This window comes from Exiguobacterium sp. RIT452 (genome assembly GCF_003598705.1).
GTDB lineage: Bacteria > Bacillota > Bacilli > Exiguobacteriales > Exiguobacteriaceae > Exiguobacterium_A > Exiguobacterium_A undae.
Window position 1 is genome coordinate 169,402 of sequence record NZ_QXJB01000003.1, and the last position, 25,011, is coordinate 194,412.

29 protein-coding genes are annotated in these 25,011 nt (G+C 47.7%); 13 read left to right on the top strand and 16 right to left on the bottom strand.

Going from position 1 to position 25,011, the window contains the following annotated elements; genetic code table 11:
- Window positions 1-15: 15 nt before the first annotated feature.
- The 9 genes from queF to D3D03_RS09845 all read right to left on the bottom strand — a co-directional run bounded on the left by queF (window position 16) and on the right by D3D03_RS09845 (window position 6,175).
- A complete protein-coding gene (gene queF / locus D3D03_RS09805; protein WP_012371770.1) occupies window positions 16-504 on the bottom strand; it encodes a preQ(1) synthase in 489 nt (162 codons plus the stop codon).
- A gap of 11 nt (window positions 505-515) precedes the next feature.
- Window positions 516-1,232 (bottom strand): 7-carboxy-7-deazaguanine synthase QueE, encoded by a 717-nt coding sequence (queE, locus tag D3D03_RS09810; RefSeq protein ID WP_119923464.1) that lies wholly within the window; start codon window positions 1,230-1,232, stop codon window positions 516-518.
- Window positions 1,229-1,684: a 6-carboxytetrahydropterin synthase QueD gene (gene queD / locus D3D03_RS09815; protein WP_012371768.1), complete on the bottom strand. Its 456-nt coding sequence runs from the start codon at window positions 1,682-1,684 to the stop codon at window positions 1,229-1,231. Before queD ends, queE begins: the two co-directional genes overlap by 4 nt.
- Window positions 1,681-2,337: a 7-cyano-7-deazaguanine synthase QueC gene (queC, locus tag D3D03_RS09820; RefSeq protein ID WP_026831715.1), complete on the bottom strand. Its 657-nt coding sequence runs from the start codon at window positions 2,335-2,337 to the stop codon at window positions 1,681-1,683. Before queC ends, queD begins: the two co-directional genes overlap by 4 nt.
- Window positions 2,338-2,504: 167 nt before the next feature.
- Window positions 2,505-3,161, bottom strand: a complete 657-nt coding sequence (bshB2, locus tag D3D03_RS09825; protein ID WP_233550682.1) for a bacillithiol biosynthesis deacetylase BshB2 — start codon at window positions 3,159-3,161, stop codon at window positions 2,505-2,507.
- The gene (locus D3D03_RS09830) at window positions 3,161-3,526 is read right to left on the bottom strand and encodes a YojF family protein (protein ID WP_026831717.1); all 366 of its coding nucleotides are present in this window, start codon (window positions 3,524-3,526) and stop codon (window positions 3,161-3,163) included. Before D3D03_RS09830 ends, bshB2 begins: the two co-directional genes overlap by 1 nt.
- A gap of 60 nt (window positions 3,527-3,586) precedes the next feature.
- Complete coding sequence (locus tag D3D03_RS09835; RefSeq protein ID WP_026831718.1) at window positions 3,587-4,402, bottom strand: bifunctional hydroxymethylpyrimidine kinase/phosphomethylpyrimidine kinase; 816 nt, start codon at window positions 4,400-4,402, stop codon at window positions 3,587-3,589.
- A gap of 134 nt (window positions 4,403-4,536) precedes the next feature.
- Window positions 4,537-5,541 carry an inorganic phosphate transporter gene (locus tag D3D03_RS09840; RefSeq protein WP_026831719.1) on the bottom strand — a complete coding sequence of 335 codons (1,005 nt, stop codon included), beginning with the start codon at window positions 5,539-5,541 and terminating at the stop codon, window positions 4,537-4,539.
- A 16-nt stretch (window positions 5,542-5,557) separates the two neighbouring features.
- Window positions 5,558-6,175, bottom strand: coding sequence for a DUF47 domain-containing protein (locus tag D3D03_RS09845; protein ID WP_026831720.1), 618 nt, complete (start codon window positions 6,173-6,175; stop codon window positions 5,558-5,560).
- A 336-nt stretch (window positions 6,176-6,511) separates the two neighbouring features.
- Here D3D03_RS09845 and cbpA point away from each other — a divergent pair, with 336 nt between their 5' ends.
- From cbpA to D3D03_RS09865, 4 genes are all read left to right on the top strand, one after another.
- Window positions 6,512-7,150: a cyclic di-AMP binding protein CbpA gene (cbpA, locus tag D3D03_RS09850; protein WP_026831721.1), complete on the top strand. Its 639-nt coding sequence runs from the start codon at window positions 6,512-6,514 to the stop codon at window positions 7,148-7,150.
- A 61-nt stretch (window positions 7,151-7,211) separates the two neighbouring features.
- Window positions 7,212-7,979 carry a pyrroline-5-carboxylate reductase family protein gene (locus D3D03_RS09855; RefSeq protein WP_119923466.1) on the top strand — a complete coding sequence of 256 codons (768 nt, stop codon included), beginning with the start codon at window positions 7,212-7,214 and terminating at the stop codon, window positions 7,977-7,979.
- A 202-nt stretch (window positions 7,980-8,181) separates the two neighbouring features.
- The gene (locus D3D03_RS09860; RefSeq protein ID WP_119923467.1) at window positions 8,182-8,748 is read left to right on the top strand and encodes a TetR/AcrR family transcriptional regulator; all 567 of its coding nucleotides are present in this window, start codon (window positions 8,182-8,184) and stop codon (window positions 8,746-8,748) included.
- 33 nt (window positions 8,749-8,781) lie between these two features.
- Window positions 8,782-11,943, top strand: coding sequence for an efflux RND transporter permease subunit (locus tag D3D03_RS09865; protein WP_119923468.1), 3,162 nt, complete (start codon window positions 8,782-8,784; stop codon window positions 11,941-11,943).
- 73 nt (window positions 11,944-12,016) lie between these two features.
- Here the strand turns inward: D3D03_RS09865 and D3D03_RS09870 are convergent, their stop codons facing one another.
- Together D3D03_RS09870 and D3D03_RS09875 are read right to left on the bottom strand one after the other, a co-directional pair.
- Window positions 12,017-12,988, bottom strand: coding sequence for a LacI family DNA-binding transcriptional regulator (locus tag D3D03_RS09870; protein ID WP_119923469.1), 972 nt, complete (start codon window positions 12,986-12,988; stop codon window positions 12,017-12,019).
- 12 nt (window positions 12,989-13,000) lie between these two features.
- The gene (locus tag D3D03_RS09875) at window positions 13,001-13,261 is read right to left on the bottom strand and encodes a hypothetical protein (protein WP_119923470.1); all 261 of its coding nucleotides are present in this window, start codon (window positions 13,259-13,261) and stop codon (window positions 13,001-13,003) included.
- 172 nt (window positions 13,262-13,433) lie between these two features.
- Between D3D03_RS09875 and D3D03_RS09880 the strand changes: the two genes are divergently transcribed.
- Together D3D03_RS09880 and D3D03_RS09885 are read left to right on the top strand one after the other, a co-directional pair.
- Window positions 13,434-13,892, top strand: coding sequence for a MarR family winged helix-turn-helix transcriptional regulator (locus D3D03_RS09880; RefSeq protein WP_026831726.1), 459 nt, complete (start codon window positions 13,434-13,436; stop codon window positions 13,890-13,892).
- 116 nt (window positions 13,893-14,008) lie between these two features.
- A complete protein-coding gene (locus tag D3D03_RS09885) occupies window positions 14,009-14,641 on the top strand; it encodes an NAD(P)H-dependent oxidoreductase (RefSeq protein ID WP_119923471.1) in 633 nt (210 codons plus the stop codon).
- 50 nt (window positions 14,642-14,691) lie between these two features.
- On the opposite strand, the gene D3D03_RS09890 is transcribed toward D3D03_RS09885, so the two are convergent.
- Entirely contained in the window at window positions 14,692-15,414 is a 723-nt protein-coding gene (locus tag D3D03_RS09890) for a WecB/TagA/CpsF family glycosyltransferase (RefSeq protein WP_026831728.1), read from the bottom strand.
- Window positions 15,415-15,494: 80 nt separating this feature from the next.
- Here D3D03_RS09890 and ung point away from each other — a divergent pair, with 80 nt between their 5' ends.
- Window positions 15,495-16,154 (top strand): uracil-DNA glycosylase, encoded by a 660-nt coding sequence (ung, locus tag D3D03_RS09895; RefSeq protein ID WP_026831729.1) that lies wholly within the window; start codon window positions 15,495-15,497, stop codon window positions 16,152-16,154.
- 60 nt (window positions 16,155-16,214) lie between these two features.
- Here the strand turns inward: ung and D3D03_RS09900 are convergent, their stop codons facing one another.
- On the bottom strand, window positions 16,215-17,021 hold the full coding sequence (locus tag D3D03_RS09900) for a Cof-type HAD-IIB family hydrolase (protein WP_026831730.1): 807 nt from the start codon (window positions 17,019-17,021) through the stop codon (window positions 16,215-16,217).
- A 124-nt stretch (window positions 17,022-17,145) separates the two neighbouring features.
- Here D3D03_RS09900 and D3D03_RS09905 point away from each other — a divergent pair, with 124 nt between their 5' ends.
- The 6 genes from D3D03_RS09905 to D3D03_RS09930 all read left to right on the top strand — a co-directional run bounded on the left by D3D03_RS09905 (window position 17,146) and on the right by D3D03_RS09930 (window position 22,942).
- Complete coding sequence (locus D3D03_RS09905) at window positions 17,146-18,408, top strand: hypothetical protein (protein ID WP_233550683.1); 1,263 nt, start codon at window positions 17,146-17,148, stop codon at window positions 18,406-18,408.
- 23 nt (window positions 18,409-18,431) lie between these two features.
- Entirely contained in the window at window positions 18,432-19,124 is a 693-nt protein-coding gene (locus tag D3D03_RS09910) for a response regulator transcription factor (RefSeq protein ID WP_026831732.1), read from the top strand.
- On the top strand, window positions 19,121-20,506 hold the full coding sequence (locus D3D03_RS09915) for a sensor histidine kinase (protein ID WP_026831733.1): 1,386 nt from the start codon (window positions 19,121-19,123) through the stop codon (window positions 20,504-20,506). The genes D3D03_RS09910 and D3D03_RS09915 overlap by 4 nt, the downstream gene beginning before the upstream one ends.
- 97 nt (window positions 20,507-20,603) lie before the next feature.
- On the top strand, window positions 20,604-20,981 hold the full coding sequence (locus tag D3D03_RS09920; protein WP_026831734.1) for a DUF1499 domain-containing protein: 378 nt from the start codon (window positions 20,604-20,606) through the stop codon (window positions 20,979-20,981).
- Window positions 20,978-22,405, top strand: a complete 1,428-nt coding sequence (locus D3D03_RS09925; RefSeq protein WP_026831735.1) for a dihydrolipoyl dehydrogenase family protein — start codon at window positions 20,978-20,980, stop codon at window positions 22,403-22,405. The genes D3D03_RS09920 and D3D03_RS09925 overlap by 4 nt, the downstream gene beginning before the upstream one ends.
- Before the next feature lie 3 nt (window positions 22,406-22,408).
- A complete protein-coding gene (locus D3D03_RS09930) occupies window positions 22,409-22,942 on the top strand; it encodes a DUF420 domain-containing protein (protein WP_026831736.1) in 534 nt (177 codons plus the stop codon).
- 55 nt (window positions 22,943-22,997) lie between these two features.
- Here D3D03_RS09930 and motB read toward each other — a convergent pair whose 3' ends face one another.
- The 3 genes from motB to D3D03_RS09945 all read right to left on the bottom strand — a co-directional run bounded on the left by motB (window position 22,998) and on the right by D3D03_RS09945 (window position 24,870).
- The gene (gene motB / locus D3D03_RS09935; RefSeq protein WP_026831737.1) at window positions 22,998-23,774 is read right to left on the bottom strand and encodes a flagellar motor protein MotB; all 777 of its coding nucleotides are present in this window, start codon (window positions 23,772-23,774) and stop codon (window positions 22,998-23,000) included.
- Entirely contained in the window at window positions 23,749-24,534 is a 786-nt protein-coding gene (gene motA / locus D3D03_RS09940) for a flagellar motor stator protein MotA (protein WP_026831738.1), read from the bottom strand. Before motA ends, motB begins: the two co-directional genes overlap by 26 nt.
- A gap of 96 nt (window positions 24,535-24,630) precedes the next feature.
- Complete coding sequence (locus D3D03_RS09945) at window positions 24,631-24,870, bottom strand: hypothetical protein (protein WP_026827175.1); 240 nt, start codon at window positions 24,868-24,870, stop codon at window positions 24,631-24,633.
- Window positions 24,871-25,011 lie beyond the last annotated feature (141 nt).

A 25,011-nucleotide genomic window follows, 5' to 3' on the forward strand; every position in this document is an offset into this window, starting at 1 on the left:
AGGCTTTTTCGAGTCTTAACGATTGTCGATCGTTTCAGGGTAGAGATCGTGATTGAAGAGACGGTGTTCGGCCATCTGTTCATATTTCGTTCCCGGTTTACCATAGTTGTAGTATGGATCGATCGAAATTCCGCCGCGTGGCGTGAACTTGCCCCAGACTTCGAGGTAACGGGGTTCCATCAATTTGACGAGATCTTTCCCGATGACGTTGATGCAGTTTTCGTGGAAATCACCGTGGTTACGGAAGCTGAACAAGTAGAGTTTTAATGATTTCGACTCCACCAATTTCTCGTCCGGAATATACGAGATATAGATGGTCGCGAAATCCGGCTGATTCGTAATCGGGCAAAGGCTTGTGAATTCCGGTGCGTTGAATTTAACGAAGTAATCGTTTTCCGGATGACGGTTCGGGAAGGCTTCAAGCACTTCCGGTTGGTATTCAAAAATGTAAGGGACGGACTTTTGACCAAGTAAAGACAAGTCGTTTAAATCTTCTGGACGCATAATTAATCTCCTTAGACGCCGCGATCGTTCGCAAAAACGAGGGCATGTAGTTGTGGGAGAACCCGTGCATGATTAAATCGTGCATCACCTGCAACGCGTTCCCATAAAGTTTTTAAATCGGACAACATCCGCGGGGCAATCGTACCTTCTTCCGCGGGATCGGGATTACCGAGCGATAAATAAAGGGTCTTCAAGGCATAGCGATCGGAAACGGCAGCGGCAAAATCAAGGTCTGCCTCATCAAAAATAACGATTTTGACGGCCCGTTGCTGCTCGGGTAACCGTTTGAAAAATACATCGAGACGGTCATAATCAACGGTCATACCGCTCGACGGTGGTTTGGGGCTGATCGTGACGTCTTCAATATCGAGGATCCAGTTTTGCCAGTAGGAACCTTGTGTTTCGACCGACATCGTAATGCCGCGGCTCTTCAAGGCATCAACAAGTGTCCCGATGGACGCGTGCAGTAACGGATTACCACCGGAAATCGTGACATGACCGTAGGAACCAAGAGCATCCAGCTGCGTGAGGATGTCTTCTGCTGTCATCAAATCCGGTTTCTCTGATCCGTCCCATGTAAAGGCTGAGTCGCACCAGGCACAAGAGTAATCACACCCGCCGGTCCGGACGAACATCGTTTTTTGACCGATTGATCGTCCTTCTCCCTGAAAGGTTGGACCAAAGATTTCGAGTACAGGAATCTTTGGTGTTTTTTTCAGTTGACTCATGACTCAAGCATCCATTCCCGACGGACTTCCGCAAAAGCAGTTGGTGTTTCGTACAGTTTGACGAACTCGACACGCAAACCGCGTTCGTCCGGCAAATGTTTTCCGAGCGTCTCAAAAATCCAGGCCGACATATTTTCAGCCGTTGTGTTCATGTAAGGAAGCGATTCGTTCAAATAACGGTGATCGAGCAACGGTTCAAGGTGTTCTTTAAAAATCTTTTTCAAATCACCAAAGTCGAGTGTCATCCCGCGATGATCGAGAAATCCGCTGATTCCAAGATCGACATGGTACGTATGACCGTGTAAAGCACGGCATTTGCCGTCGTAGTCATACAGATGGTGCGCCGCATCAAACGTCAATTTTTTGACGATCATGACACGTGATTTTGTATAAATAAGCGAGTCGCCCGTCGGACGCTCGACTGTTTCGGGTGCTTCATAATTGAATTTCATGTATGTTGGACCTCCTCGATGTAGGCATCTAAGCCTTTTTTCCGTAATTCACATGCCGGGCAATCGCCGCAGCCGTCTCCGATGATTCCGTTGTAACACGTCAATGTCCGCTCGCGGACAAAATCAAATGCGCCAAGTGAATCAGCTAATGCCCATGTCTCTTTTTTGTCGAGCCACATGAGCGGAGTATGAATCACGAATGGATAATCCATCGCGAGGTTAAGGGTCACGTTCAGTGACTTGATGAAGGAATCACGACAGTCGGGATAACCGGAAAAGTCCGTTTCGCAAACACCGGTGATGATATGGCGAATTCCGCGTCCTTTGGCAAGGACGGCTGCGAAAGACAGGAACAAATGATTCCGGCCGTCTACAAACGTAGAGGGCAATCCGTCTTCATTCGTCGTGATCGATTGTGAGTGGTCAGTCAACGAATTACTTGTTAATTGACTGAGGAGCGAGAGGTCGAGCTCATGGTGTTTCACACCGAGTTCGGATGCAATCGTGCGGGCAACGTCAAGTTCTGCGGCATGACGCTGTCCATAGTTGAAGGTAACGACTTCAACCTGCGAATAATCGGCGAGTGCCTGAAACAGGCAGGTCGTCGAATCTTGACCGCCACTGAAGACGACAAGAGCACGTTCATTTTTCATAATGTACACTTCCATTCCTAGTTTTTGTGACGGAGGAGGTTACGAACTCCGGAGACACAGTCTCAACTATTGACACTAGCAGAAGGTGTTCCAAAAGTCGACTGCTAATCCAAGAATTTGTCAGACAAAAAACACCCTCGAACTAAAAGCGTTCGAGGGTGGAGGAATTAAAGCGGATAATGGTAATACCGTTCTTTTACCAGTAGGTCGCGGATGTTCGAGTCTTCTGAGATGACTTTCATCAATCCGCCGGTTTGTGAGGCGTGTGCCTGCAGGGCTTCGATTTTTTGCTCTGTGTAGGCACTGACGTCATGGATAAATGTCCCTTCACCGAGTTCATCGCGCGTATTGTTGGCGAAGGCGACCGCTAAAAATTCTGGACGCTCGGTTTTTTCGATTGCGCGAAGAGCCCGGACGACGGCACGTGCCGTTGCTTCATGATCCGGGTGGACGGCGTAACCCGGATAAAATGAAATCACCCGTGTTGGTCGGGTCTGTTCAATCAATTGGCCGATCCGTTCCGCAAGCATTGCTTCATCTTCAAATTCGACCGTCTTGTCGCGGAGTCCCCACATTTGTAAATCAGAAATCTTCATTTTTTCCGATGCCGCAATCAGTTCGCGTTTTCGGATCGTCGCGAGCTGTTCGCGGTTCGTAAAGACAGGACGTCCCATGTTGCGTCCCATTTCTCCGAGTGTTAAACAGGCATACGTAACAGGTCCCCGATTTTCAGCATGCTCAATGATCGTTCCGGCTGAGCTGAACGCTTCATCATCCGGGTGAGGGAAGATGACAAGTAGATGATCTTGTTCGTTGTAAGCCATCATTCTACCTCCTCTGCGCCCTGCGCGAATGGGGTCGGACTGAGTTCGAAGGCAATCGCAAGACGCCCTTCGATGTCATGACCGGCAATCAAAAGCTGATCTCCGGCAAACTCGTAATCCGTTAATCCTTCTCCGTACAACCAGCCGTGTGCCAGTTTCAAGCCGATCCGGTAGGGACCGTTTCCTGTAATCAGTCCACGTTCATACGTAATCTCGGCGTTGCGGAAAAACATACCGGCACTGTGGAACGTCGGATCCTGGTGGGTCGCATACGCACCGTTCGTCGTCTCGACGTGAACGTACAGTGGTGTATTGGCATGCTTGTCGATATAGTCTTGTACAGCGGTTAAATCAAGTGCTTGCATGGTGTATCCCCTTCCTATACAGAAAGAAGTCCGCGATCGTTGCGCGGACTTCTTGAGCGATTAAGACGTTACTGTTCGGTGAGCAGCGTGGTCAGTCGGACCGACATATTCATTCAAACGGAATGAATTACGAATCGCAGAGGTGATAAACGATTTCGCAGTCCGGACCGCTTGTTCCACGGAAGCTCCTTTTGCGAGTTCAGCCGTGATGGCGGCGGAGTAGGTGCATCCTGCTCCATGCGTGTACGGTGTCTCAATACGCTCGTCCTCAATTAGGATAAACTCTTTTCCGTCATAAAGCACGTCAACTGCTCGTGGGTGGTCAATCTTGCTGCCGCCCTTGACGAGTACGTATTGTGCGCCTTTTTCATGAATCCGGGCAGCCGCCAGTTTCATTTCATCGATTGTCGAAGGTGTTTTTCCGAGACCGGACAATTGACCCGCTTCAAAGACGTTTGGTGTCACGACCGTAGCGAGCGGTGTCAGGACATCACGTAAAGCGTTAGCTGTATCTGGATTGAGGACTTCGTCTTCACCCTTACACACCATGACCGGATCGATGACGACGTTTTTGACGCCGGATGACTTGATTTTTTCAGCAACGACTTCAATGATTTCGACAGTCGGGAGCATACCCGTCTTCATCGCGTCAACGCCAATTCCTCCAAGGACCGTGTGGATTTGTGTCCGGACGAGTTCGGCATCGATTGGATAAACCGCATGGTGCCAAGATTGATCGGGGTCTTGTGCGACGATGACCGTCAACGCGTTCATCCCGTAGACTTCAAGCTCCTGGAACGTCTTCAAGTCAGCTTGAATACCGGCACCACCACTTGTATCAGAACCAGCGATTGTTAAGGCTTTACGTTTTGTCATTTGGAATTCCTCCTAAATAAAATAAGCGATTCTTCTTGCCATCAATCATAGCGAATTATAGGCGAAGCGACAACTCCCTGAGCTTAACGGGGACAAAAATTCCCCATCTATTCAAACTAGACGGGGAATCGGGATTATCGGATGAAAAGGAAATCAAGAATGTAGTAAATGAGAGCAGCCACTGCCATTGAAATCGGGAGTGTGATGACCCATGTAATCAACATCCGTTGTGCCGTACCCCATTTGACTCCTTTTTTCCGGTGTGATGTACCGACACCAAGAATCGCAGAAGAAATGACGTGTGTCGTCGAGACCGGCAAGTGAATCGCGGTTGCACCAAAGATGATGGCAGCAGACGTTAAGTCAGCCGCAACTCCGTTGACGGGACGGATTTTCATGATCTGTCCACCGACAGTCTTAATGATCCGCCATCCACCGACCGATGTACCGAGACCCATCGCGATCGCACATGATAACTTAACCCATGTCGCGACTTCGTGATCCGTTTGGTAACCGGAAGAAATCAGAGCAAGCGTGATGATCCCCATTGCTTTTTGGGCATCATTCGTTCCGTGCGTATACGATTGAAGGGCAGCTGTCGCAATCTGCATATGACGGAAACGACGATTCGTCTTCGCCAGATTACCCTTCTTGAAGACTACTTTAAAGATGGCATAGACAATGAAACCGAGTGTAAACGCAAGAATTGGTGAAATCAATAAGGCTTGGACGATTTTCAAAAGTCCTTTTGCTTCGATTCCGCCAAATCCGACTGAGGCGATCGCAGCACCGGCGATTGAACCGATCAGCGTGTGCGAAGAACTGGACGGAATACCGAAGTACCACGTCAAAAGGTTCCAGGCGATGGCAGAAAGTAAAGCGGCAATGACGACATAACTTCCGTGTTCAAGTGTCGAAGGATCGACGATATCGCCGGAAATTGTTTTAGCTACACCAGTAAACGTAATGGCACCTAAAAAGTTCATCGTCGCCGCAAGAATGATTGCGTGACGTGGTTTCAAAGCACGAGTCGACACCGAAGTCGCAATCGAGTTCGCTGTATCGTGGAAACCATTAATGAAATCAAAGCTAAGTGCGAGAATGACGATTATGGCGGTGATGATAAAAAGACTATCCATCTCGTTCGCTCCTCACTTATGCGTTTTTCATGATGATCGTTTCAATGACGTTTGCTGCATCTTGGCAGTAATCGGCGATTGATTCGAGCGATTCATAAATTTCTTTGTATTGGATGATTTTAATTGGATCGGTTTCTGTAGCGAACAAGGCTTTGATTGACTTACGACGTAAGTTATCACAAATCGTTTCTTGTTCTTTTACTTTAATGACGTGTTCACGCATCGGTTGAAGTTTACGGGCAACCAACAGGTCCATCGCCAAAGCGAGTTCGTTGACAGCAATGTGGATCTCATCGACGAAGCGGATCATGTGCTCGTCTGCTTGTACGATATTATAAATTTCAAAAATAGCTGAACATTCTTCAAAACCGTCGAGAACATCGTCAAGCGAATTAGCGAGTGCCAATAAATCTTCACGGTCGATCGGTGTAATGAAAGCATTGTTTAAATCAATGATGAGTTGGTGCATCAGATCATCACCAGCTGTTTCAAAATCTTTTACTTTATGGGCGAATTCTTTAACATCGGCAATACCATTAATTTTAAAATCGACGAAAAATTGTGACGTTTGTTTCAGGTGTCCTGCAATCTCAGATAATTTCACTGCGAATGGATCTTGTTTTTTACTAAACATTCTTTCTGCCTCCATATTAAGAACAAGAATAGTGAAGTAACTTCACGAGTTCGATTGTATCAGACGCTATTGTAAAAGAATACAACTATGGCTCTTCTTTACGAAATCTTAATAAATCTTAATGTAAAGCAGATTGCCGATTTAATAATGATTTAAAAACCTACTGAATCGTAGGTTTTTCCTCCTGATTCTAAAGGAAAGTTGTGTTTTCGGTTGGTGTTGAGAAGGGAATAGAAGGAAAGCAGGAAAACGAGAACCAAAAGCGAATGATAAGCTAGGTAGGATCGATCGGCAGTTCAGCCAGAACCATGAAGAGGAAAGAGGAGGACGTTTTGTATGCTCGTTCAAAGTTTATGCATCCCGAAACACCAGTGTGTCAAAGTATCAGAAACAGCCACGCTCCGTGAAGCGTTACAGACGTTGGAAGAAACGGGATATCGTTGTGTACCCGTTCTGGATCAATCCGGTCAACAGTTCAAAGGGAACATCTATAAAATGCACATCTATCGCCATGGCATGAATGGCGGCAGTTTAGACGACAATGTCATGACATTGATTAAGAATACGACGAAGTTCATCTATACGGGAAGCAACTTCTTTGAAGTCTTCTTTTCCATTAAAGAACTTCCGTATATCGCGGTACTGAACGATGACGGACAATTTTTCGGTATCTTACCACACGGAAAGATGCTCGGTATGCTGGAAGAAGCATGGAACCGTGATTCGGGAAGTTATGTCTTAACAGTGGCACTCAGTGAACAAAAAGGTGCGCTTGAAAAAATCGCCAAAATCGTCAATAAATATTCGACGGTCGCAAGTCTCATGACACTTGATGCGAAAAGTAGTGTCATGCGTCGTGTCTTGATCACGTTACCAACAGATTGTGATGACAAGACGAAAAAGAAAATCGTCAAGAAGTTGAATGAAAAAGGGTTGCGTGTCGTTGCTGTCGAAGATTTAGCCGTTCGTGTATAATGACTAGGAAATCCAAAAGGGCCAGCAGCGACTGGTCCTTTTTTTGTTGGGAGGAATGAACATGAACATTTTAATGGTAGGTGCAGGTTCGATGAGTGAAGCACTCGTCAAGGGATGGATTGATTCCGGAATCTCACCGCAGACGATTACGATGACGAACCGAGCGGATCGTGCCCGACTTTTTGCCTTGGCAGAGCAGTATGGGGTGCGGACGACGACGGACGAACAAATCGATCGGTTTGATGTCATCGTCTTAGCGATGCAACCGGACGGTGTCCTGGAATACATCAAACAACACCGTTGGACGGATCAACTTCTGATTTCCGTCGCAGCCCACATCACACCCGCCGAGATCGAAGCGCATGTGACGTGTGGAGCGGTTTGTGCGATGCCGAATACGCCTGTCGCCTTTCGAACAGGCATGACTGGTCTTTGGTTCGGTGATCATGTTTCTGACATCAAGAAACGGCAAGCAACGACGTTGTTTGAACGAGTCGGTGAAACGGTTGAAACGGATGCTTCGACCATGCCGTATTTGATGGCAGCAGCAGGATGCAGTCCCGCTTTCTTCTATGAAATCGTCGGTGCCATGACACCGGTGTTAACGAAAGCTGGTTTTAATGAATCCGCTGCACGGCGAATCATCGCACAAGCGATGAAGGGTTCGGCGGAACTACTGTTGCATGAAGAACGGCCGACGGCAGAACTGATTCAAGATGTGGCAGCTCCCGGAGGACCGACGGATCGCGGGGTGCATGTCTTGCGTGAACATCAGTTAGCAGAAGCGATGCATGCAGCCTTAATGGAAAGTGCCCGCGAAGACGTCTAACCATCATCTGAAAAAGTCCGCATGTTCCCGATCTGAAAAGAGCGGGAATCGTGTGGATTTTTTTGTTGTTTCGGATGTAGATTGTGTAACCCGAAAACGTTTCACGTGAAACATCGATTTAATCTTGCAAATTCGAAAAGAAATTCGTATATTTATAAAAGAAACCGTCCGGACGGTACAGTAAAAAGAAAGGAGAGAGACCATGGTCAGTGCAAAAGCATTAGAAACAAGACGTCGGATCACGGATGCGACGGTTCAAATTATGCTGACTCGGGGTTTTCCACAATTGACGCTTGAAGAAGTGGCGAAACAGGCCAACGTATCAAAGGGTGGGCTGTTGTATCATTTTGCTTCAAAAGAAGAATTGCTGATGGGGGTCATCGAAGAACAAGAAGCCCGTCAGTTTCAGCAATATCAAACCTATCGTGAACAAGGGCTTGGTCAAATGGAAGCATTCGTCATGCTCCAAGCCCAGCGGGACGAAGAGATTTGTCTGGATATCGATACGGTCGTGTTTTTATTGTCATTTTTGAAGGAAAATGCTGATTTCGTTGAAGAACGAAAGAAACAGGTCCATCAATTTTTTGACCGATTGATGGAACAGACGGATCCTGTTGATGCAATGATGATTCGTTTTACGTTAGACGGCTTAAAGATGTCGGAACACTTTCAATTTGGCGAGCCAACACCCGAGCTTCGCCAGTCCTTGATTAACCGTTTACTTACACAAGCACGTGCGATGGATCAAGCATCCGGACATGAGAAATAAATTGAAAAAGAAGAGAGAAGGCGAATCCTTACCATGAAGCGTATCATTCAATTTTCAGTCAATAACAAGTTTGCTCTTTGGTTACTGACGATCATCGTCACGGTTGCCGGTATTTATGCCGGAACGACGATGAAACTCGAAACGTTACCAGACATCACGACACCAACGGTCTCGGTAACGACGATTTATCCAGGTGCGACCCCGGAACAAGTGTTGGACGAAGTGAGTCGTGAACTTGAAAGTAAAGTAGAGAACTTAGGCGGCGTCGAAACGGTCCGTTCTTCGTCTTTCCAAAATGCGTCGAATCTGCAAATCGACTACAGCTTCAGTACCGATATGGACGAAGCGGAGCAGAAAGTGAAAGAGGCGTTAGCGAACGTCGAGTTGCCGGAAGGGGCACAGGAACCTCAAGTTTCCCGGATCTCATTTGATGCCTTCCCTGTCATCGGATTTGCCGTATCGGACGAAAAACGTTCGTTGTCCGATTTAACCAAACTGGTTGAAAGTGAACTCCAACCGAAACTCGAAGGAATTGAAGGGGCGCAGACAGTACAAATTGCGGGTCAAGAAATTCGCCGGATCGAGATTCAGTTTGATGAAAAGAAATTACAACAGTATGGATTGACGGAAGAGAACGTCAAACAACTGATTCAAGCAAATGATTCCCGCTTGGCACTCGGTTTATATGAGTTGGGAGATCAAGAGCAGGCGGTTGTATTGGATGGAAAAGCGACAACCGTCAATGAACTAAAGAATCTGCGTTTACCGTACACGCCACAGCCGTCAGCGGAAACAGGCCAGGCGTCACCTGGAGCAGGAGCACAAGCACCAACTGGAGCGCCAACACAAGCAACGGAGGCACCCGCTTCAAGTCCAACTGCACCCGCAACGGCTGCTCCGACCCAAGTACCGACCGTCAAATTGTCGCAACTGGCGACAATCGAGGATAAAGGGATCGAAGAATCGATTTCCCGGTCGAACGGAGAACGATCGATTGGTGTTCAAGTGACGAAATCACAGGATGCGAATACCGTCGAAGTCGTGAATGCCGTCAAAGAGACGATTCAAGCCTTTGAGAAAGATAACAGCACCGTAAAAGCATCCGTCACCCTGGATCAAGGGAAACCGATCGAAGAGTCGGTCTCGACGATGGTCAGCAAGGCCTTGATCGGCGCCTTGTTCGCGGTCATCATCATTCTCTTGTTCCTGCGTAACATTAAATCAACGATCATTGCCGTCATTTCGATTCCACTCTCTCTGTTGATGGCGATTCTCGTCTTGAAACAGTTGGACATCTCACTCAACATCATGACGCTTGGTGCGATGACCGTTGCGATTGGTCGGGTCGTCGATGATTCCATCGTCGTCATTGAGAACATCTACCGGCGATTGACGGATCCGGCTGAACCGTTAAAAGGAAAAGCCTTGATCATCGATGCGACACGTGAAGTGTTCATTCCGGTTGCTTCGTCAACCATCGTCACGATTGCGGTCTTCTTGCCGCTTGGATTCGTCACCGGATTCGTCGGCGAGTTGTTCCTGCCATTCGCCTTGACGGTCGTCTTTGCCCTGTTTGCTTCGTTGATCGTTGCGGTCACGGTTGTACCGATGTTTGCCGATTCATTGTTCAAACGCGGGAAGGCACCAAAACCGGAAAAAGAAGATGGCGGTAAACTCGCGAACTGGTACCGTGGTGTGCTCAACTGGTCCTTGAATCATAAACTTGTGGTCTTTGGTCTGGCTGTTCTGATGCTGGTCGGCAGCTTTGCACTCGTTCCGGCAATCGGCGTCAACTTCTTGAATCAAGAGAGTGAAAAAACGTTTTATGTCACCTACAATCCAAAACCGGGTCAAACACTGGAAGATTCATTGAAGGCCGCTGACCAGGCAGAAGCTTACTTTGACAAACAAAGCAGTGTCGACAACTTACAGTTTACGGTCGGTGGAGAAAATCCATTGAATCCGGGAAACACGAAACAAGCCGTCTTCATTGCCCAGTATGATCCGGACACAGAAGACTTTGCAGACATTAAACAACAAGCGATTAAACAGTTGAACCAAGATATCCCGACTGGAGAATGGAAAGAACAAGACTTCAGCGGCGGAGCGGCCTCTTCGGGTGTCTCGTATTCGATCTATGCCAACTCGATTGAAGATTTACAAACGATGACACCTAAGTTCGTCGAAGCGATCGAGGGTGAATCGAAATACGTTCGAAAAGTGACGACAGACTTAAAAGAGTCGTACACACAATACACGTTTGAAGTCGATCAACAAAAAGCAGCGGAATTTGGTGTGTCGACGGCACAACTGGCCCAAGGCATCGCAAATGTCCAAGGGGAAGAAAAACCACTTTCTACTATAAAAGTAGACGGAAAAGAATTAGACGTCATCGTATCAAACGAACAGACGACGTATGATTCGATTAATGACTTGGAAGAAACGGATGTCACGACGCCGCTCGGCGTACGGAAATTATCAGAGTTCGTGTCGGTCAAAAAAGGAACGACACCGGATTCACTCAGTGAACGTGATGGAAAACTTGTCGCGACCGTCACGGCAGAACTGAAAACGGATAAAGCAACAGAAGCCTCACAGGCGATCGACAAAACCGTCAAGAAGATTGCCCTTCCGACAGGCGTATCCTATGACGCAGGCGGAGTGACGGAGCAGATTCAAGAATCGTTCACGCAACTTGGACTTGCGATGGCAGCAGCAGTTGCGATCGTCTATCTTGTCCTTGTCGTCACGTTTGGTGGAGCATTGACGCCACTCGTCATCTTGTTCTCGCTTCCATTTGCGATCATCGGTGGTTTACTTGCCCTGTTGATTACAGGGGAAACGATTTCTGTCTCCTCGTTGATTGGTGCCTTGATGTTGATTGGAATCGTCGTCACAAATGCGATTGTTCTGATTGATCGGGTCATTCATAAGGAAAATGAAGGGCTGGATACGCGGGAGGCATTACTTGATGCAGCCGGAACGCGACTACGTCCGATTTTGATGACAGCTCTCGCAACAATCGGTGCGTTATCACCACTCGCGTTAGGTCTTGAGGGCGGCGCACTGATTTCGAAAGGACTGGGTGTAACGGTCATCGGTGGATTAACGAGTTCGACCTTGTTGACACTGTTGATCGTACCGATCGTTTATGAATTCTTTGCTCGTTTTCGGAAAAAGAAATCAACACAGTAACATGATCTGAAACGGTCACAACTATAAAATAAAGGTCATCAAACGGCAGAAACGAGCCGTTTGATGACCTTTTTTAACGTGTATTCACAGCGAGATTCGCGGTTATTCCACTCAAGAGCGTGGTCGGAATTTCGATTTGCGGATGATCGCGCCACGTATCACTGATCGCGATGGAGAAAGCTTCCCGCCCGATTGTCTCATAAGGGACAGCAACGGTCGTCAAGTTCAAGACGACGGCCAAATCACTGCCGTCAAAACCGATCACGGCTAAATCCTCCGGAACGCGGTAGCCCCGTTTTCGCAGTTCCAGGATGATACCGGCCGCAACGTGGTCGCTTGCCGTCAAAAGAGCGGTCGGACGTCGGGGCTGACTTAACCAGTGGCGTGCGATACTTGCACCATCCTCGATTGTCAGCGAATGTTCGTAAATCCATTCTGACGGCGTACATGCCACCGTATCCTGATAGGCTCGTTTTCGGGCAAGACTATTGGTGCTGTCCGGTCGGCCGAGACAAATGCCGATTTCGGTATGTCCGAGGGACTGGAAGGCAGCCAACCCTTTTTGGAACGCTGTATAGTGATCGATATAGACAGCAGAGACATCTGGATGGTGTTCACAAAAAACAATCGGTCCGTATTGTTCATAGTTTAGAATGTCCTCGACGGCAAGACTGTGGGAGACGATGATCAGTCCATCGACTTCACGTTGGGCGAGCGCTTGCAGAACGGTTTGTTCGTGTGACTTGACATAGTTCGTCTGCCAGGTCAAAAACCGGTAGTCCTCTTCGAAAGCACATCGGGCGATTCCTTGGAGGATGGCGGCGTGATACGGATGGTCGACATAAGGGAGCATGACACCAATCGTCTTGGTCTGTCCGGTGGATAACTGGACGGCTGTCTGGTTCCGGATGTAACCCAGTTTGCGGATGGCATCTTGGACGGCTTTTCGTTTATCGTCCGCCACATACGGATGATGGTTAAGGACACGCGAGACCGTCGTCACTGAAACATCTGCTTCACGTGCCAAGTCACGAATGTTGGTCATCAAAGGTTCCTCCTATCGGTTGTTGGATAGTTGCTGGTGGAGATGGATCCAGTCTTGTTTCGTAATCGATCCTTCGAGCCAAGTCGAGCGCTCAATCTGTTCGGAAATTTTTTGCAACAGTTCGACCTGATGAGCCGGCGTCAACTCTTTGTACTGGGCGACCAGCGTATGTTTACACAGGTAGTAGCCGGTTGGTGTATACAGTTGTTCAATCGCTAATTCAAATGCCACATTTTTTTGGAAAAGCCGTTGTAAGATTGTTTGCAATGACATGATGAAAGCCTCCCTTGTAGTGTATATCAAGACCATAATCTGTGGAACGCGTTTCACGGCAAGGGAAATGTGGGGCGTCTGTCGAAAGGGTAGAAATCCGAGCTGGAATTGACCAATGGAAAAAAGAGGTCTATGATTGTTTCGAATGAAGATAAAGAGGGGCGAACGTAAAATGGAATCGACAGACTCGAAGCTGGCATTAAAAATGCTCGTTGTTCTATCTCGTACAATGCATGCGGTAACGGAACAAGTAAAGGTGGACATCAAGACACATCAATTGAATTTATCGGAATTTGGTGTACTTGAGTTGTTGTACCACAAAGGAGACACACCGCTTCAACAAATCGGTGATAAGATTTTACTGACAAGCGGCAGTGTGACGTATGTCGTCGATAAATTGGAAAACCGTGGACTTCTTGCCCGACGATCGTGCCCGACAGATCGCCGTGTGACATTCGGGACATTAACCGAAGCCGGTCGGACGTTGATGGAAGAAACTTTCCCGAAACACGAAGCATTTTTAACGGACTTATTCAGCGATCTTTCAATTGAAGAAAAAGAACAGTTGATTGACCAATTGAAACGGATTGGTCATAAAGCAGATCATTATACGCATTCAAAAAAAGCTTAATCGTCATGATTAAGCTTTTTTTGCTGAATTCTTCGAAATCAAACTAATTGACAAAAGAAAACGGTGTTGGTATATTTACTTACAGAAATTACTTTAGATAAAAGGGAGAAATAAAAATGACTAAATTACTTTATGTAACTGTAAACCCGAAATCAACGGAACACTCATTCAGCCTTCAAGCTGGTGCAGCTTTCCTCGAAAGCTACAAAGCAGCTAACCCGAACGCTGAAGTGGAAGTTCTTGACCTATACAACGAAGATGTTCAAGAAATCGATACAGACGTATTAAGCGCATGGGGAAAATTCGCAACAGGCGAAGCGCTCACAGAAGTTGAAATCACAAAAGTCGGTACGATGACGAAGCACCTTGAGCAGTTCATGGAAGCGGACGAATATGTATTCGTGACGCCAATGTGGAACTTCTCATTCCCAGCACGTCTCAAAATGTACATCGACAGCGTTCTTCTTGCAGGTAAAACGTTTGCTTACACTGCAGAAGGTCCTAAAGGATTGATGGAAGGCAAAAAAGCACTCCACATCCAAGCAACAGGCGGTGTCTACACTGGTTCAGGACTCAACTTCGGAGATGACTACCTCCGTCAAGCACTTGCTTTCACAGGTGTAACAGACTACAACGCATTGTTCATCGAAGGTATGGCAATGAACCCTGAAAAAGCAGAAGAAATCAAAGAAGAAGCGATCGTTAAAGCAACAGAACTCGGTCGTTCATTCTCAACAGTCAACGCATAAGAAACAAAAATACCCGCTGTCCCTTCAAACGGACAGCGGGTATTTTGTGTTTACAGACGTGATTTTTTACGTAAGACGAGTAACACGAACAGCAACAGATCCTTTAATTTCTCGAATCCACGCGGATGGCTGGAAATCCGGTACAGCCACTCGAGCTTGAGTTTACGAAACAGTTTGGGTGCCCGTTTGCTGTGACCGGACCAGACATCAAAAGCACCGCCGACACCGATGAAGATGCCGTGATCCAGTTGATCATAGACGGAAGCAATCCACTGCTCCTGTTTGGGTGCCCCCAGCGCGACGAGGATCAAGTCGGCATCAGCCGAGCGGATGGCGGCGGCGGCTTCCTCTTCTTTCCCAAATCCATGAAACGTACCGACGAACTGGATATCGGGAAAACGGATGGACAGCTGTTTAAGTAAAGCTTTCATGACCTCCGGTCGACCACCGAGTAAAAAAACACGTTTTTTCAAGGCATCTGCCGTCCGAAGAAGTTCACGTGCCGTCTCGATGCCGGGCAAGGTCGCCGTTAAGGGTTCGCCCATCCGTTTACTGGCGGCCGTCACGCCGATTCCGTCGGGTGTAATGTATGTCGCTTGTTGTAAGATATGATTGTAAGCGGGATCGCGCAACGAACGGAGGACCAGTTCGGGATTAGCCGTGACGAGAAAGGCTTTTTCGTTATTGTGTAAAATCGTTTTAATATGGGTATACCATGTCGATGGTGTTGCGTTGACAAAAGGCAAACCAAATAACTGTGTTGTTTGAATCATGTTTATTCCACCTCATTACTCATCATAGCAGAATCAAGCCGAACGAACAGGGGCTTGAGACTGAAAAAGGAGCGAGCCGTATGCATTCAGCCTGGCAGGAAATCTTAAAAGAAGAGAAAGAAAAAGAATATTTTATCCGTTTATGGGATTTCGTTAAAACGGCTTACCGGGAAACAACCGTGTATCCGCCAAAAGATCAAATCTTTCATGCCTTTGATGCTGTGGCACCAGCTGATGTCCGGTGTGTCATTTTAGGTCAGGATCCGTATCACGGACCGAATCAAGCCAACGGATTAAGTTTTTCTGTCAATGACGGTGTCGCGATTCCGCCTTCTTTGCGGAATATGTACAAGGAACTCGTCACCGATCTCGATTGTCCGACGCCGACGACGGGCAATCTCGAGGCATGGTCCAAGCAAGGGGTCTTTTTGCTGAACACGTCTTTGACGGTCGAAGCCGGAAAAGCCGGCTCGCATGCGAAAAAAGGCTGGGAATCGTTTACGGATCGTGTGATTGAAGTATTGGGACAACAGGAGCAACCGATTGTCTTCATTCTGTGGGGGAACCATGCGAAAAGTAAAAAAAGTTTGATTGATACGACGCGTCATCTGGTCTTGGAATCGGTTCATCCCAGTCCGCTTTCGGCCAGTCGCGGCTTTTTTGGCAGCCGTCCGTACTCGCAAGCCAATGAGTGGTTGAATCAACAAGGTCGCCCGACGATTGACTGGTGTATGTCTTAACACAACAAAAAGCATTCGACTCCGAGGACACCGGAATCGAATGCTTTTTTGTCGAAATTGTTAGTCCATCATGAATTTTTCAACGACGAGGGCAATGCCGTCTTCGTCATTCGAGGCGGTCATGTACTGGGCTTTTTCTTTAACGGTATCGGCGGCATTCGCCATGGCGACACCGAGTCCGGCCCATTCGATCATCGATAAATCGTTGTTGCCGTCGCCACACGCGATGACGTCGGCGCGCTTAATGCCGAGGCGGTTGGCAAGCCATTCGAGACTGGTTCCTTTTGTGACACCGGCCTCTGTGAATTCCAAGAAAAATGGTTTGGAACGGGCGACGGCGAGTTCACCGGCCAATTCGAGTTGCAGTTTTTGTTCGACTTCCGCCAACCGGTTTTCTTCTGCGAGCATCAAACATTTCACGACAGGTGCTGTGATGGCTGCTTTAAAATCGGGTACAGTGACGACGTCCATTCCTGTCAATTCCCCTTCGATCGTCGTGTATGGATTAGGGTGTTGGGTATAGATTTCGTGTCCGACGTACGTATGGATGTCAATGTTTTCCCGTTGACTTAAATCATAGAGACGATGGACAGTCTCCGGAAGAAGGGTACTGGAGAAGAGTGCTTCATCGGTCTTGCAGTCGATGATGGAAGCTCCGTTAAAACTTAAGATGTAACTGCCGTAGCGGGCGAGTTCGAGTTCTTTCGCAAGATCGATCATGGCGTAAGTCGGACGTCCGCTTGCCAAGACAACCTTTTTTCCACGACGCTGTGCATCGAGTAATGCTTGTTTCGTTTTTGGAGAAATCGTGTGATCACTCGTCAATAATGTATCATCCAGATCAAGTACGATCATTTCATAAGCCATAAGTGTAAACTCCTTTCGAATATCTGTTACATCTTAACAAGTTGACTCCTCTTCCACAATTACTCTCTCTCGAAAGAGTGTGATAAAGTTTGAAGAGAGTATGTACGGAAAGGATATTCGTCTGATGAAATATGTTGTTATTTTCTTATCGACCCTATATTTAGCAGGATGTGGTCTCACATTCCCGCACCCTGCCTCGTTATTGGAACATCCGGCTTTACCGGAATGGGAAAAGTCGTTAAAAACAAGAATTGATGCCGATTTACCGGCACAGGCCGAAATCGTGGCGCCCCGCAATCAATCATTTTCCAAACTGTATGAACTGATTGATTTGGATCGGGACGGTCAGGAAGAAGCGGTTACGTTTTACCGGATCAATCAGGACGGAACGTTCCAAATCCACCTGTTGGTCCACGAGCGGATGAAAAAGAAGTGGGTGTTGCGTGTCAGTCAGCCGATTGCGGCAGGTCGTTCGATTGATCAACTCCACGTCCTTGCCAATCCATCAAAAACCCTGAATCAGTTGGTCATCGGCATCACGAGTCTTGAGAAAAATACCGTCTATGTCTTGCAGGATCTGCTGAAGTCTTCGATGCGTGTCACGGAAGTCGATACATACGATCGATTGACGATCGCCGACTTGAATCAAGACAAACGCCAAGACATGCTGTTGCTGAAAACCGGTCAACCGACAGAGCTGGTTTATTACGAGGAAGCGTTGACTCCTTCCGTCCGTCAAGCCATATCCCTGCCGATGCGAGAAGGTGATCTGTTTGCCGATCACGATTTATTTGAGGTCGACATCATCAATGCAGCAAAGGAAAAAGGACTGCTCGTGTCCTTTACGCGTGACGCGGCGATGCATTTAATGCTCGTTCAGCTTGATCAAGCCAAGCTCAATCAAGTGAATTTTGATCAAATCACAGAAATCATTGAGCCGATGTATACCTTCCCGAAAGATGTGGATCAAGATGGAGTCGTTGAATTCGCCCATCAGTACACACCGGAAGGAAGTGTCGGACGCACTGCGGAAGACAAACCGCGTATCACGGCGTACTATGCCTGGAACGGCGCCAATGTGCAACCGTTTCTCGAAAGCGGATTTGAATTGCGGGAAGAACAATACATCGATCTTGAGTATAACTTCGTCATGCGTTTCCCGGCGAACTGGGCCACACGCGAAACAATCGAGAAAAAAGATAACCGGGTCCGTTTCATTAACCGAGAAACCGGCATGATTGATTTTGAACTCGAAATCATTCCGAAAAATCAGTATATCGCCAGCCAACAAAAGAAAAAAATCAAAGAAGGCATTGATTATGTCTACGTCATCGATGCCAATCAATCGTATGACGAATATGCAGCAAACGTAGCCCTTGTGGAATAAAGCGAAAGCAGGAGGAAATCAAGATGACGAAAATATTAGTGGCTGAGGATGAACATGCGATTCGCAGTTTCATCGTCATTAATTTAAAGCGAGCGGGATATGAAGTAATTGAAGCAGAAAACGGACGGGAGGCATTGGACCAGTTTGAGCAACAGACGTTTGATATTTTGTTGCTCGATATCATGATGCCGGAAGTGGATGGATTTGCCGTTTGCGAACAAGCCCGCTCTAAAGATGAAGTCGTCGGCATCATCATGTTGACGGCACGGACGCGTGAAGAAGATAAAGTCATGGGCTTAAGTGTCGGAGCCGATGATTACATCGCGAAGCCGTTCAGCCCCGCGGAGCTGCTCGCACGGATTCAATCGTTACTTCGTCGCGTCGAGACGTTACGCCGCCGTAAACAACCGCGTGAATTGCTGTCCGGACCGTTTCGAATCGATCTTGGGGCGAAACGTGTCCAAAAAGCAGGTGTGGATGTGGAAGTGACACCGACCGAATACGATTTATTGTGTCACTTCATCAAAAACGAAGATCAAGTCATGTCGCGTGATGAACTGTTGGATGCCGTATGGGGCGAAAATTACTTTGGCGATCGCAAGACGGTCGATGTCAACATCCGTCGCCTGCGTCAAAAGATTGAAGAAAATCCAGCCGAACCCGAATTCATTGAAACGTTATGGGGTCATGGATACAAATGGCGTAACGAAAAATGAAACGACAGATTCTGATGCGTTTCATGACGATCATTACCGTGACGGTGTTACTTGTCATCGGCATCTTATCGTTCGTGACGTACAACTATTATTATGTGACGGCAACGGATGTCCTGAAACGGCACGCCAATGCCAGCGCCGTTTTATTCGCCAACAGCGGACTGGCGTATGATTTTCAGGATTCTGAGGCGACGATTCATGAAGTCCTCGATTCGTATGCGTATACGGACGCTGAAATCGAAGTGTTGGATGTCAAGGGAGTCCCCCGTTACTCGTCGACCGGCTTCGTATCCAAGCGGAACCTGACAAAAGAGGAAGCAACCCGTCTGTTGGCAGGCGACACCATTACGAAACGGTATGACGACCCGAGTACGGACGAACATTTGTTGGAAGTGACGGAACCGGTCGTATCGTTTGGTCAAACGACAGGAGCTCTTCGGTATACGACCTCACTCGCCAAAATTGATCAGCGGGTTGTCGAGATCTGTTTGGCGATTCTTGTCTTAGGGATCATGATTTGGGGACTGGCTTACATTTATTCGTCACGCCTCGTCTCATCCATCGTCCGTCCGATCCAGGAAGTCATCGGTGCGTCCGATCAGATTGCGAAACAACATTATGATGTCAAAGTGAATGAGGAATATACATTTGAATTAGGCGAGTTGGCCCGGACGATCAACTATATGGGACAACAGATCAAACAACAGGAAACACTGAAAGACGAGTTCATCTCGGGGATTTCGCATGAACTGCGAACGCCGCTGACCTCAATCAAAGGCTGGAGCGAAACCTTACTGGCAGAACCGGAACGCTTGCCGGAAGAAGCCTCGCTTGGTATGGGAATCATCCATTCGGAAACGGAACGGTTGATTTCACTGGTCGAACAACTATTGGACTTTTCCAAGCTTGAAACGAGCCGCCTCGTTTTGTACCGTCAAGAAGTCAATCTCACGGAAATCATTGAGGCGGTGACGGCACAGCTGCGTCAAAAACTGGAGGAGAAAGACATCCGGATCGTCCGGAAACTGCCGGCACAGGTGATCGGTCTATACGACGAGAATCGATTGAAACAAGTTTTCCTGAACCTGCTCGATAATGCGATTCGATTTTCACCGACAGGCGGCGAAATCACGATCCGTCTGGTCCGTTCGGAACGGGTCTTGTTCCTGTCCTTCAGCGATGAAGGACCCGGGATTCCGAAAAACCACCTCCGTCACGTAACGGAGAAGTTTTATCAGGTCCAAAAAGGGAAAGGTGGAACGGGGCTCGGACTGGCCATCTGCCGCGAACTCGTCGAAGCGCATGAAGGAAAACTGTTCATCGATAACCAGCCGGAAGGGGGCGCCATCGCGACGATTCTCCTGCCGGTCACAAAAGCATAACGAAAAAGTCAAATGAGAAGCGCTTTCGAAACCGAACTGGTAAAGTAAAATGGGAATAGAGATTTACTGTAAGACGAAACGAATGGAGGAATCAGTCATGGCACTTGGCGTATCGAACGGAACATTAAGTCCGCTGACCGGGAAACCGAATGCGGTATCGACACAAACGGACAAAGAAGCGTTGAAAATGGCACCTTTACCGTTTAAAGGCAATCTGACAGAATCAAAGTTTCAAATCATGCGGATTCTCCAAAGTTTGGATCGGGTGGACGTCGTGAAAGAAGACGCCCAGTACATTCATGCGGTGTTCTCAAGCAAACTTCTACGTTTCAAAGATGATGTCGAATTTTATTTTGATCCATCGGCTCAGCTCGTCCATTTCCGCTCGGCTTCACGCGTCGGATATTCGGACTGGGGTGTCAACCGGAAACGGATGGAAGAGATTGCAACACGATATAAGGAGGTTTCCCGATGAAAAGTTATCAGTTGGTTGTAATCGGCGGGGGAGCAGCCGGAATGACGATTGCTGCGGGTGCAGCAAGTCTCGGTGCCCACGTTGCATTGATTGAACGGCATACGCATTTAGGGGGAGACTGCCTGCATTACGGATGTGTGCCTTCGAAAGCGTTGATCGAAGCCGCCCATGATGTCCATGTCATGAAGCAGACGGCAGCTAAATATAACATCACACTGAACGGGGACGCCGTTTATGCGAAGACGAAAGCAAGTGTCGATCGGGCACGTAACATCATCCAATCGCATGACGGGACAAAACGTTTTGAAGATCTGGGTGTAGATGTTTATATCGGGGAAGCGAGTTTCTTAAGTGCCAATGAAGTTGAAGTGGCGGGACAACTGGTTGTTGGTGAAAAATTCGTCATTTCGACCGGCTCACAGCCGATCGTCCCACCAATCGACGGACTGGATACGATTTCTTATTTAACCAATGAGACGATTTTTGAACAGACCGAACGTCCTGAACGATTACTCGTCATTGGCGGCGGAGCAATCGGACTCGAACTTTCACAAGCTTATGCGCATCTCGGAACCGAGGTGACGGTCATCGAAGGTGCAGATTCCTTGATGCCGAAGGAAGACAGAAGCATGGTCACCGTGTTGCAACGCCAAATCGAACAAGAGTTGACGCTGCATCTCGCCACGACAGTCACGAGTGTCCGGAAAGCGGCGAACGGGATTGAAGTGACGGTCAAAACGGGAGACGAATCACGTGTCATCGAGACGGATGCGGTACTCGTCGCAGTTGGACGGAAACCACGGATCGAAGCATTGCGTCTTGACCGGGCCGGTGTTCAAGTCGAAAAAGGATATGTTCAAGTTGATGCGTCGCTTCGGACGAACCAACGTCACATCTTTGCCGTCGGTGACACGATTCAATCGTTACCGTTCACGCACGTTGCGGGTCTTGAAGGAAAAACGGTCGTCACGAATGCCCTGTTCGGTTTACGGACAAAACCGGATTACCGTGCGGTGCCATGGGTGACATTCACGACGCCCGAGCTCTTCCATCTCGGATTGACGGAAGCAGAGGCGCGTCAAAAGTATGACGACATCAAAGTCTACGAAACAGGACTCGATGAAGTCGATCGTTTTGTCATTAACGGTCGGACGGAAGGACGTGTCAAACTGATTGCGGATAAGCGGGGGAAATTGATTGGTGCCCACGCGATTGGCGAACAGGCGGGCGAATGGATGCAGGAAGTCGTCTATGCGATGGCCCGTAAAGATAAGGTTGGTCAACTGTCGCGTGTCGTCCATCCGTATCCAATCCGAGGAGCAGCCGTCCAGCGTGCAGCCGATCTGTACTGGCGTGAACGGTTGTTTGATGGTCCATTACCAAAATGGTTAAAACGATACTTTGATTGGAAACAAGGAGAATAATTCATGCAACAATCCGCAAAAAAACGTAATTTTGTTCCACTCGTCATTATCCTGACGCTCGTTATCAATTTGTTGGTCGCACTGTTATTTTTTGCGCCGCCGTTACAAGTCGGTGACGGATTTGACTGGACGATCCTTCCGTTCTTGAATGCGATTTTTAACAGCTTCACATTCATGTTATTACTCGGAGCCTGGATTTCGATCCGCCGTGGAAATCGTATCAACCACCGTCGTTTTATCGGTGGTGCGATGACGACGACGACGCTGTTCCTGATTTCGTACGTCACTTATCACGCGGTCAGTGAGTCAACGAAGTTCGGAGGAGAAGGGTTTGTCCGTCCGTTGTACTTCTTTATTTTGATTTCACACATCATCTTAGCGGCAGTCATCGTCCCATTGGTTCTGATGTCGCTTGCCCATGCGTTAAATCAAAATTTCGAAAAACATAAGAAGTGGACACGGTTTACGATGCCGCTTTGGTTGTACGTCAGTCTTACGGGTGTCATCGTCTACTTGATGATTCGTCCGTATTATTAAAACAGCAAACAGGTCCATCCCGGAATAGTCGAGGATGGACCTGTTTGCGTTTCTTTTATGATGGTGTGACTTTCGTCTCGTCGAGAACATTTTGTGCTTTAATATCAATCAACGGACGAATCAATACTTCGACACGGCGGTTTTGACTCCGACCGCTTTCCGTCTGGTTGGAAGCGATCGGTTGATATTCACCGTATCCACTGACGGTAAACCGTTTAGGAGCAAGCTGCGGATTACGTTGGAGCGCCCGCATGAAGCTGATTGCCCGCTCGGTGCTCAGCTCCCAGTTGGACGGATATTGTGCCGTGTTGATCGGAATATTGTCCGTATGACCGGACACCTGAATCTGACGCTGACCGGCTTTGACGAGTAAATTACTCATACCCTGGGCAATCTGAACGGCATTGCCACGCACTTCGGCCTGGGCAGGGGAGAAGAGCGCACGGTCACGGATTGTAAAGACCAGTCCTTCATTCGTCACTTCGACTTTGATGTCTTTTTCGAGCTTCTGTTGTTTGATGTAGTCATTTGCTTCTTCCTTGATTTTTTCAAGTTCGGCGATTTCATAACTTTGAGCCTTTGTCCGGGCATCCGTCTTTTTGGAGTCCTCTTCTTCCTGTGAGGTCGACAACGAACTGTTCGTGATCATTCCGGAACCGCCGTTAAAGACGGAACTGAACGATTGGGACATCGCTTTAAGCTTGACGGCATCGACATTACTCGAAGCGAACAGAACGATGAACAAGGCAAGCAACAACGTCAGAAGATCGGCATAAGGAATCAGCCAACCTTCGGAGATATGTTCGTCATGCGGCTTCTTTTTCCGTTTCATACGTCGCACGCTCCTTCGGTGTCAGATACACAAGTAGCTTATCCTCCAGATTTTTAGGGGACTCTCCATTCTGAATCGATAAAATCCCTTCGATCATCATTTCATACAGTTGGATTTCATTGGCTGATTTTTGCTTGAGTTTGGTAGCGAACGGGAACCAGAGGACATATCCCGTGAAAATCCCGAACAGGGTTGCGATGAACGCACCGGAAATCGCATGGCCCAATTTTTCGATATCCGACAGATCGGACAAGGCAGCGACGAGTCCGATGACGGCTCCGAGTACACCAAGAGTCGGTGCATATGTACCAGCTTGCGTAAAGATGTTGGCGTTGGCATGATGCCGTTCCGTCATGTTTTCGAGATCGCGGGTCATGACATCTTCGACATATTCAGACGGTTGTCCGTCGATGACCATCATGACACCACGGCGCATGAAGGCATTATCCACTTCTTCGAGTGCTGTTTCGAGTGATAACAATCCTTCTTTTCGAGCTTGTGTCGAAAGTGTTAAAAACTGTTGCAACAGCGTTTGTTTCGTCATCAGTTTTTGCTCAAAGAAGATGACCTTAAATAAAGCGGGAACGATTTTGAGTCGCTCTTTCGGAAATGAGATCATGATGGCCGCAATCGTTCCGGCAAAGATGATGACAAGTGCCGCCGGGTTCAAGAGGGCGACCGGCGAAGCCCCTTTTAAAATCATTCCTCCGACTAGGGTGATGAGGCCTAGTATAATACCAATAATCGACACGATATCCATTTGTTTGTGCCACCTTTCCCCATGTTGTCTGATCGTGAACGAAAAATAAAAAGAGCAGAAGAGGCGTCTTCTGCTCGGAAATCCAAAAACCGAGTATCAAGCGCCGTTTTCGTCGATAAGCAATTGAATGCTTTCGTTTCGTTCGTCACGCTCTATATCGGTTAATACATCGTATTTTTTTAATGCAATATACAATTCATTCAGAATTGATTGATCCACATGTAGTGATAATAACTCCTCGAACTGATAATACAACTGTGCGGGCATCCATTGTGATTGGCGTTCCAGCCTTCGCGAGACATCTTCAATCGAATGTTCAGCCGTCCTAGGGTCCACTGTTTCCCTCAACCTCCTTTTATGATTAAACGTCGACTTTTATCTATTTTACCAAAAAAAAACGAAAAGGTTTAGCAGATTGTACATTTAGATAGAACTAATGTTTTTGAGAGAGTATGATAGATGCAATTGGGTCATTTC

What these genes read in the sequence shown, in the direction of transcription:
- queF (WP_012371770.1), bottom strand. Translation starts at nt 504, where the DNA reads ATGCGTCCAGAAGATTTAAACGACTTGTCTTTACTTGGTCAAAAGTCC.
- queE (WP_119923464.1), bottom strand. Translation starts at nt 1,232, where the DNA reads ATGAGTCAACTGAAAAAAACACCAAAGATTCCTGTACTCGAAATCTTT.
- queD (WP_012371768.1), bottom strand. Translation starts at nt 1,684, where the DNA reads ATGAAATTCAATTATGAAGCACCCGAAACAGTCGAGCGTCCGACGGGC.
- queC (WP_026831715.1), bottom strand. Translation starts at nt 2,337, where the DNA reads ATGAAAAATGAACGTGCTCTTGTCGTCTTCAGTGGCGGTCAAGATTCG.
- bshB2 (WP_233550682.1), bottom strand. Translation starts at nt 3,161, where the DNA reads ATGGCTTACAACGAACAAGATCATCTACTTGTCATCTTCCCTCACCCG.
- D3D03_RS09830 (WP_026831717.1), bottom strand. Translation starts at nt 3,526, where the DNA reads ATGCAAGCACTTGATTTAACCGCTGTACAAGACTATATCGACAAGCAT.
- D3D03_RS09835 (WP_026831718.1), bottom strand. Translation starts at nt 4,402, where the DNA reads ATGACAAAACGTAAAGCCTTAACAATCGCTGGTTCTGATACAAGTGGT.
- D3D03_RS09840 (WP_026831719.1), bottom strand. Translation starts at nt 5,541, where the DNA reads ATGGATAGTCTTTTTATCATCACCGCCATAATCGTCATTCTCGCACTT.
- D3D03_RS09845 (WP_026831720.1), bottom strand. Translation starts at nt 6,175, where the DNA reads ATGTTTAGTAAAAAACAAGATCCATTCGCAGTGAAATTATCTGAGATT.
- cbpA (WP_026831721.1), top strand. Translation starts at nt 6,512, where the DNA reads ATGCTCGTTCAAAGTTTATGCATCCCGAAACACCAGTGTGTCAAAGTA.
- D3D03_RS09855 (WP_119923466.1), top strand. Translation starts at nt 7,212, where the DNA reads ATGAACATTTTAATGGTAGGTGCAGGTTCGATGAGTGAAGCACTCGTC.
- D3D03_RS09860 (WP_119923467.1), top strand. Translation starts at nt 8,182, where the DNA reads ATGGTCAGTGCAAAAGCATTAGAAACAAGACGTCGGATCACGGATGCG.
- D3D03_RS09865 (WP_119923468.1), top strand. Translation starts at nt 8,782, where the DNA reads ATGAAGCGTATCATTCAATTTTCAGTCAATAACAAGTTTGCTCTTTGG.
- D3D03_RS09870 (WP_119923469.1), bottom strand. Translation starts at nt 12,988, where the DNA reads ATGACCAACATTCGTGACTTGGCACGTGAAGCAGATGTTTCAGTGACG.
- D3D03_RS09875 (WP_119923470.1), bottom strand. Translation starts at nt 13,261, where the DNA reads ATGTCATTGCAAACAATCTTACAACGGCTTTTCCAAAAAAATGTGGCA.
- D3D03_RS09880 (WP_026831726.1), top strand. Translation starts at nt 13,434, where the DNA reads ATGGAATCGACAGACTCGAAGCTGGCATTAAAAATGCTCGTTGTTCTA.
- D3D03_RS09885 (WP_119923471.1), top strand. Translation starts at nt 14,009, where the DNA reads ATGACTAAATTACTTTATGTAACTGTAAACCCGAAATCAACGGAACAC.
- D3D03_RS09890 (WP_026831728.1), bottom strand. Translation starts at nt 15,414, where the DNA reads ATGATTCAAACAACACAGTTATTTGGTTTGCCTTTTGTCAACGCAACA.
- ung (WP_026831729.1), top strand. Translation starts at nt 15,495, where the DNA reads ATGCATTCAGCCTGGCAGGAAATCTTAAAAGAAGAGAAAGAAAAAGAA.
- D3D03_RS09900 (WP_026831730.1), bottom strand. Translation starts at nt 17,021, where the DNA reads ATGGCTTATGAAATGATCGTACTTGATCTGGATGATACATTATTGACG.
- D3D03_RS09905 (WP_233550683.1), top strand. Translation starts at nt 17,146, where the DNA reads ATGAAATATGTTGTTATTTTCTTATCGACCCTATATTTAGCAGGATGT.
- D3D03_RS09910 (WP_026831732.1), top strand. Translation starts at nt 18,432, where the DNA reads ATGACGAAAATATTAGTGGCTGAGGATGAACATGCGATTCGCAGTTTC.
- D3D03_RS09915 (WP_026831733.1), top strand. Translation starts at nt 19,121, where the DNA reads ATGAAACGACAGATTCTGATGCGTTTCATGACGATCATTACCGTGACG.
- D3D03_RS09920 (WP_026831734.1), top strand. Translation starts at nt 20,604, where the DNA reads ATGGCACTTGGCGTATCGAACGGAACATTAAGTCCGCTGACCGGGAAA.
- D3D03_RS09925 (WP_026831735.1), top strand. Translation starts at nt 20,978, where the DNA reads ATGAAAAGTTATCAGTTGGTTGTAATCGGCGGGGGAGCAGCCGGAATG.
- D3D03_RS09930 (WP_026831736.1), top strand. Translation starts at nt 22,409, where the DNA reads ATGCAACAATCCGCAAAAAAACGTAATTTTGTTCCACTCGTCATTATC.
- motB (WP_026831737.1), bottom strand. Translation starts at nt 23,774, where the DNA reads ATGAAACGGAAAAAGAAGCCGCATGACGAACATATCTCCGAAGGTTGG.
- motA (WP_026831738.1), bottom strand. Translation starts at nt 24,534, where the DNA reads ATGGATATCGTGTCGATTATTGGTATTATACTAGGCCTCATCACCCTA.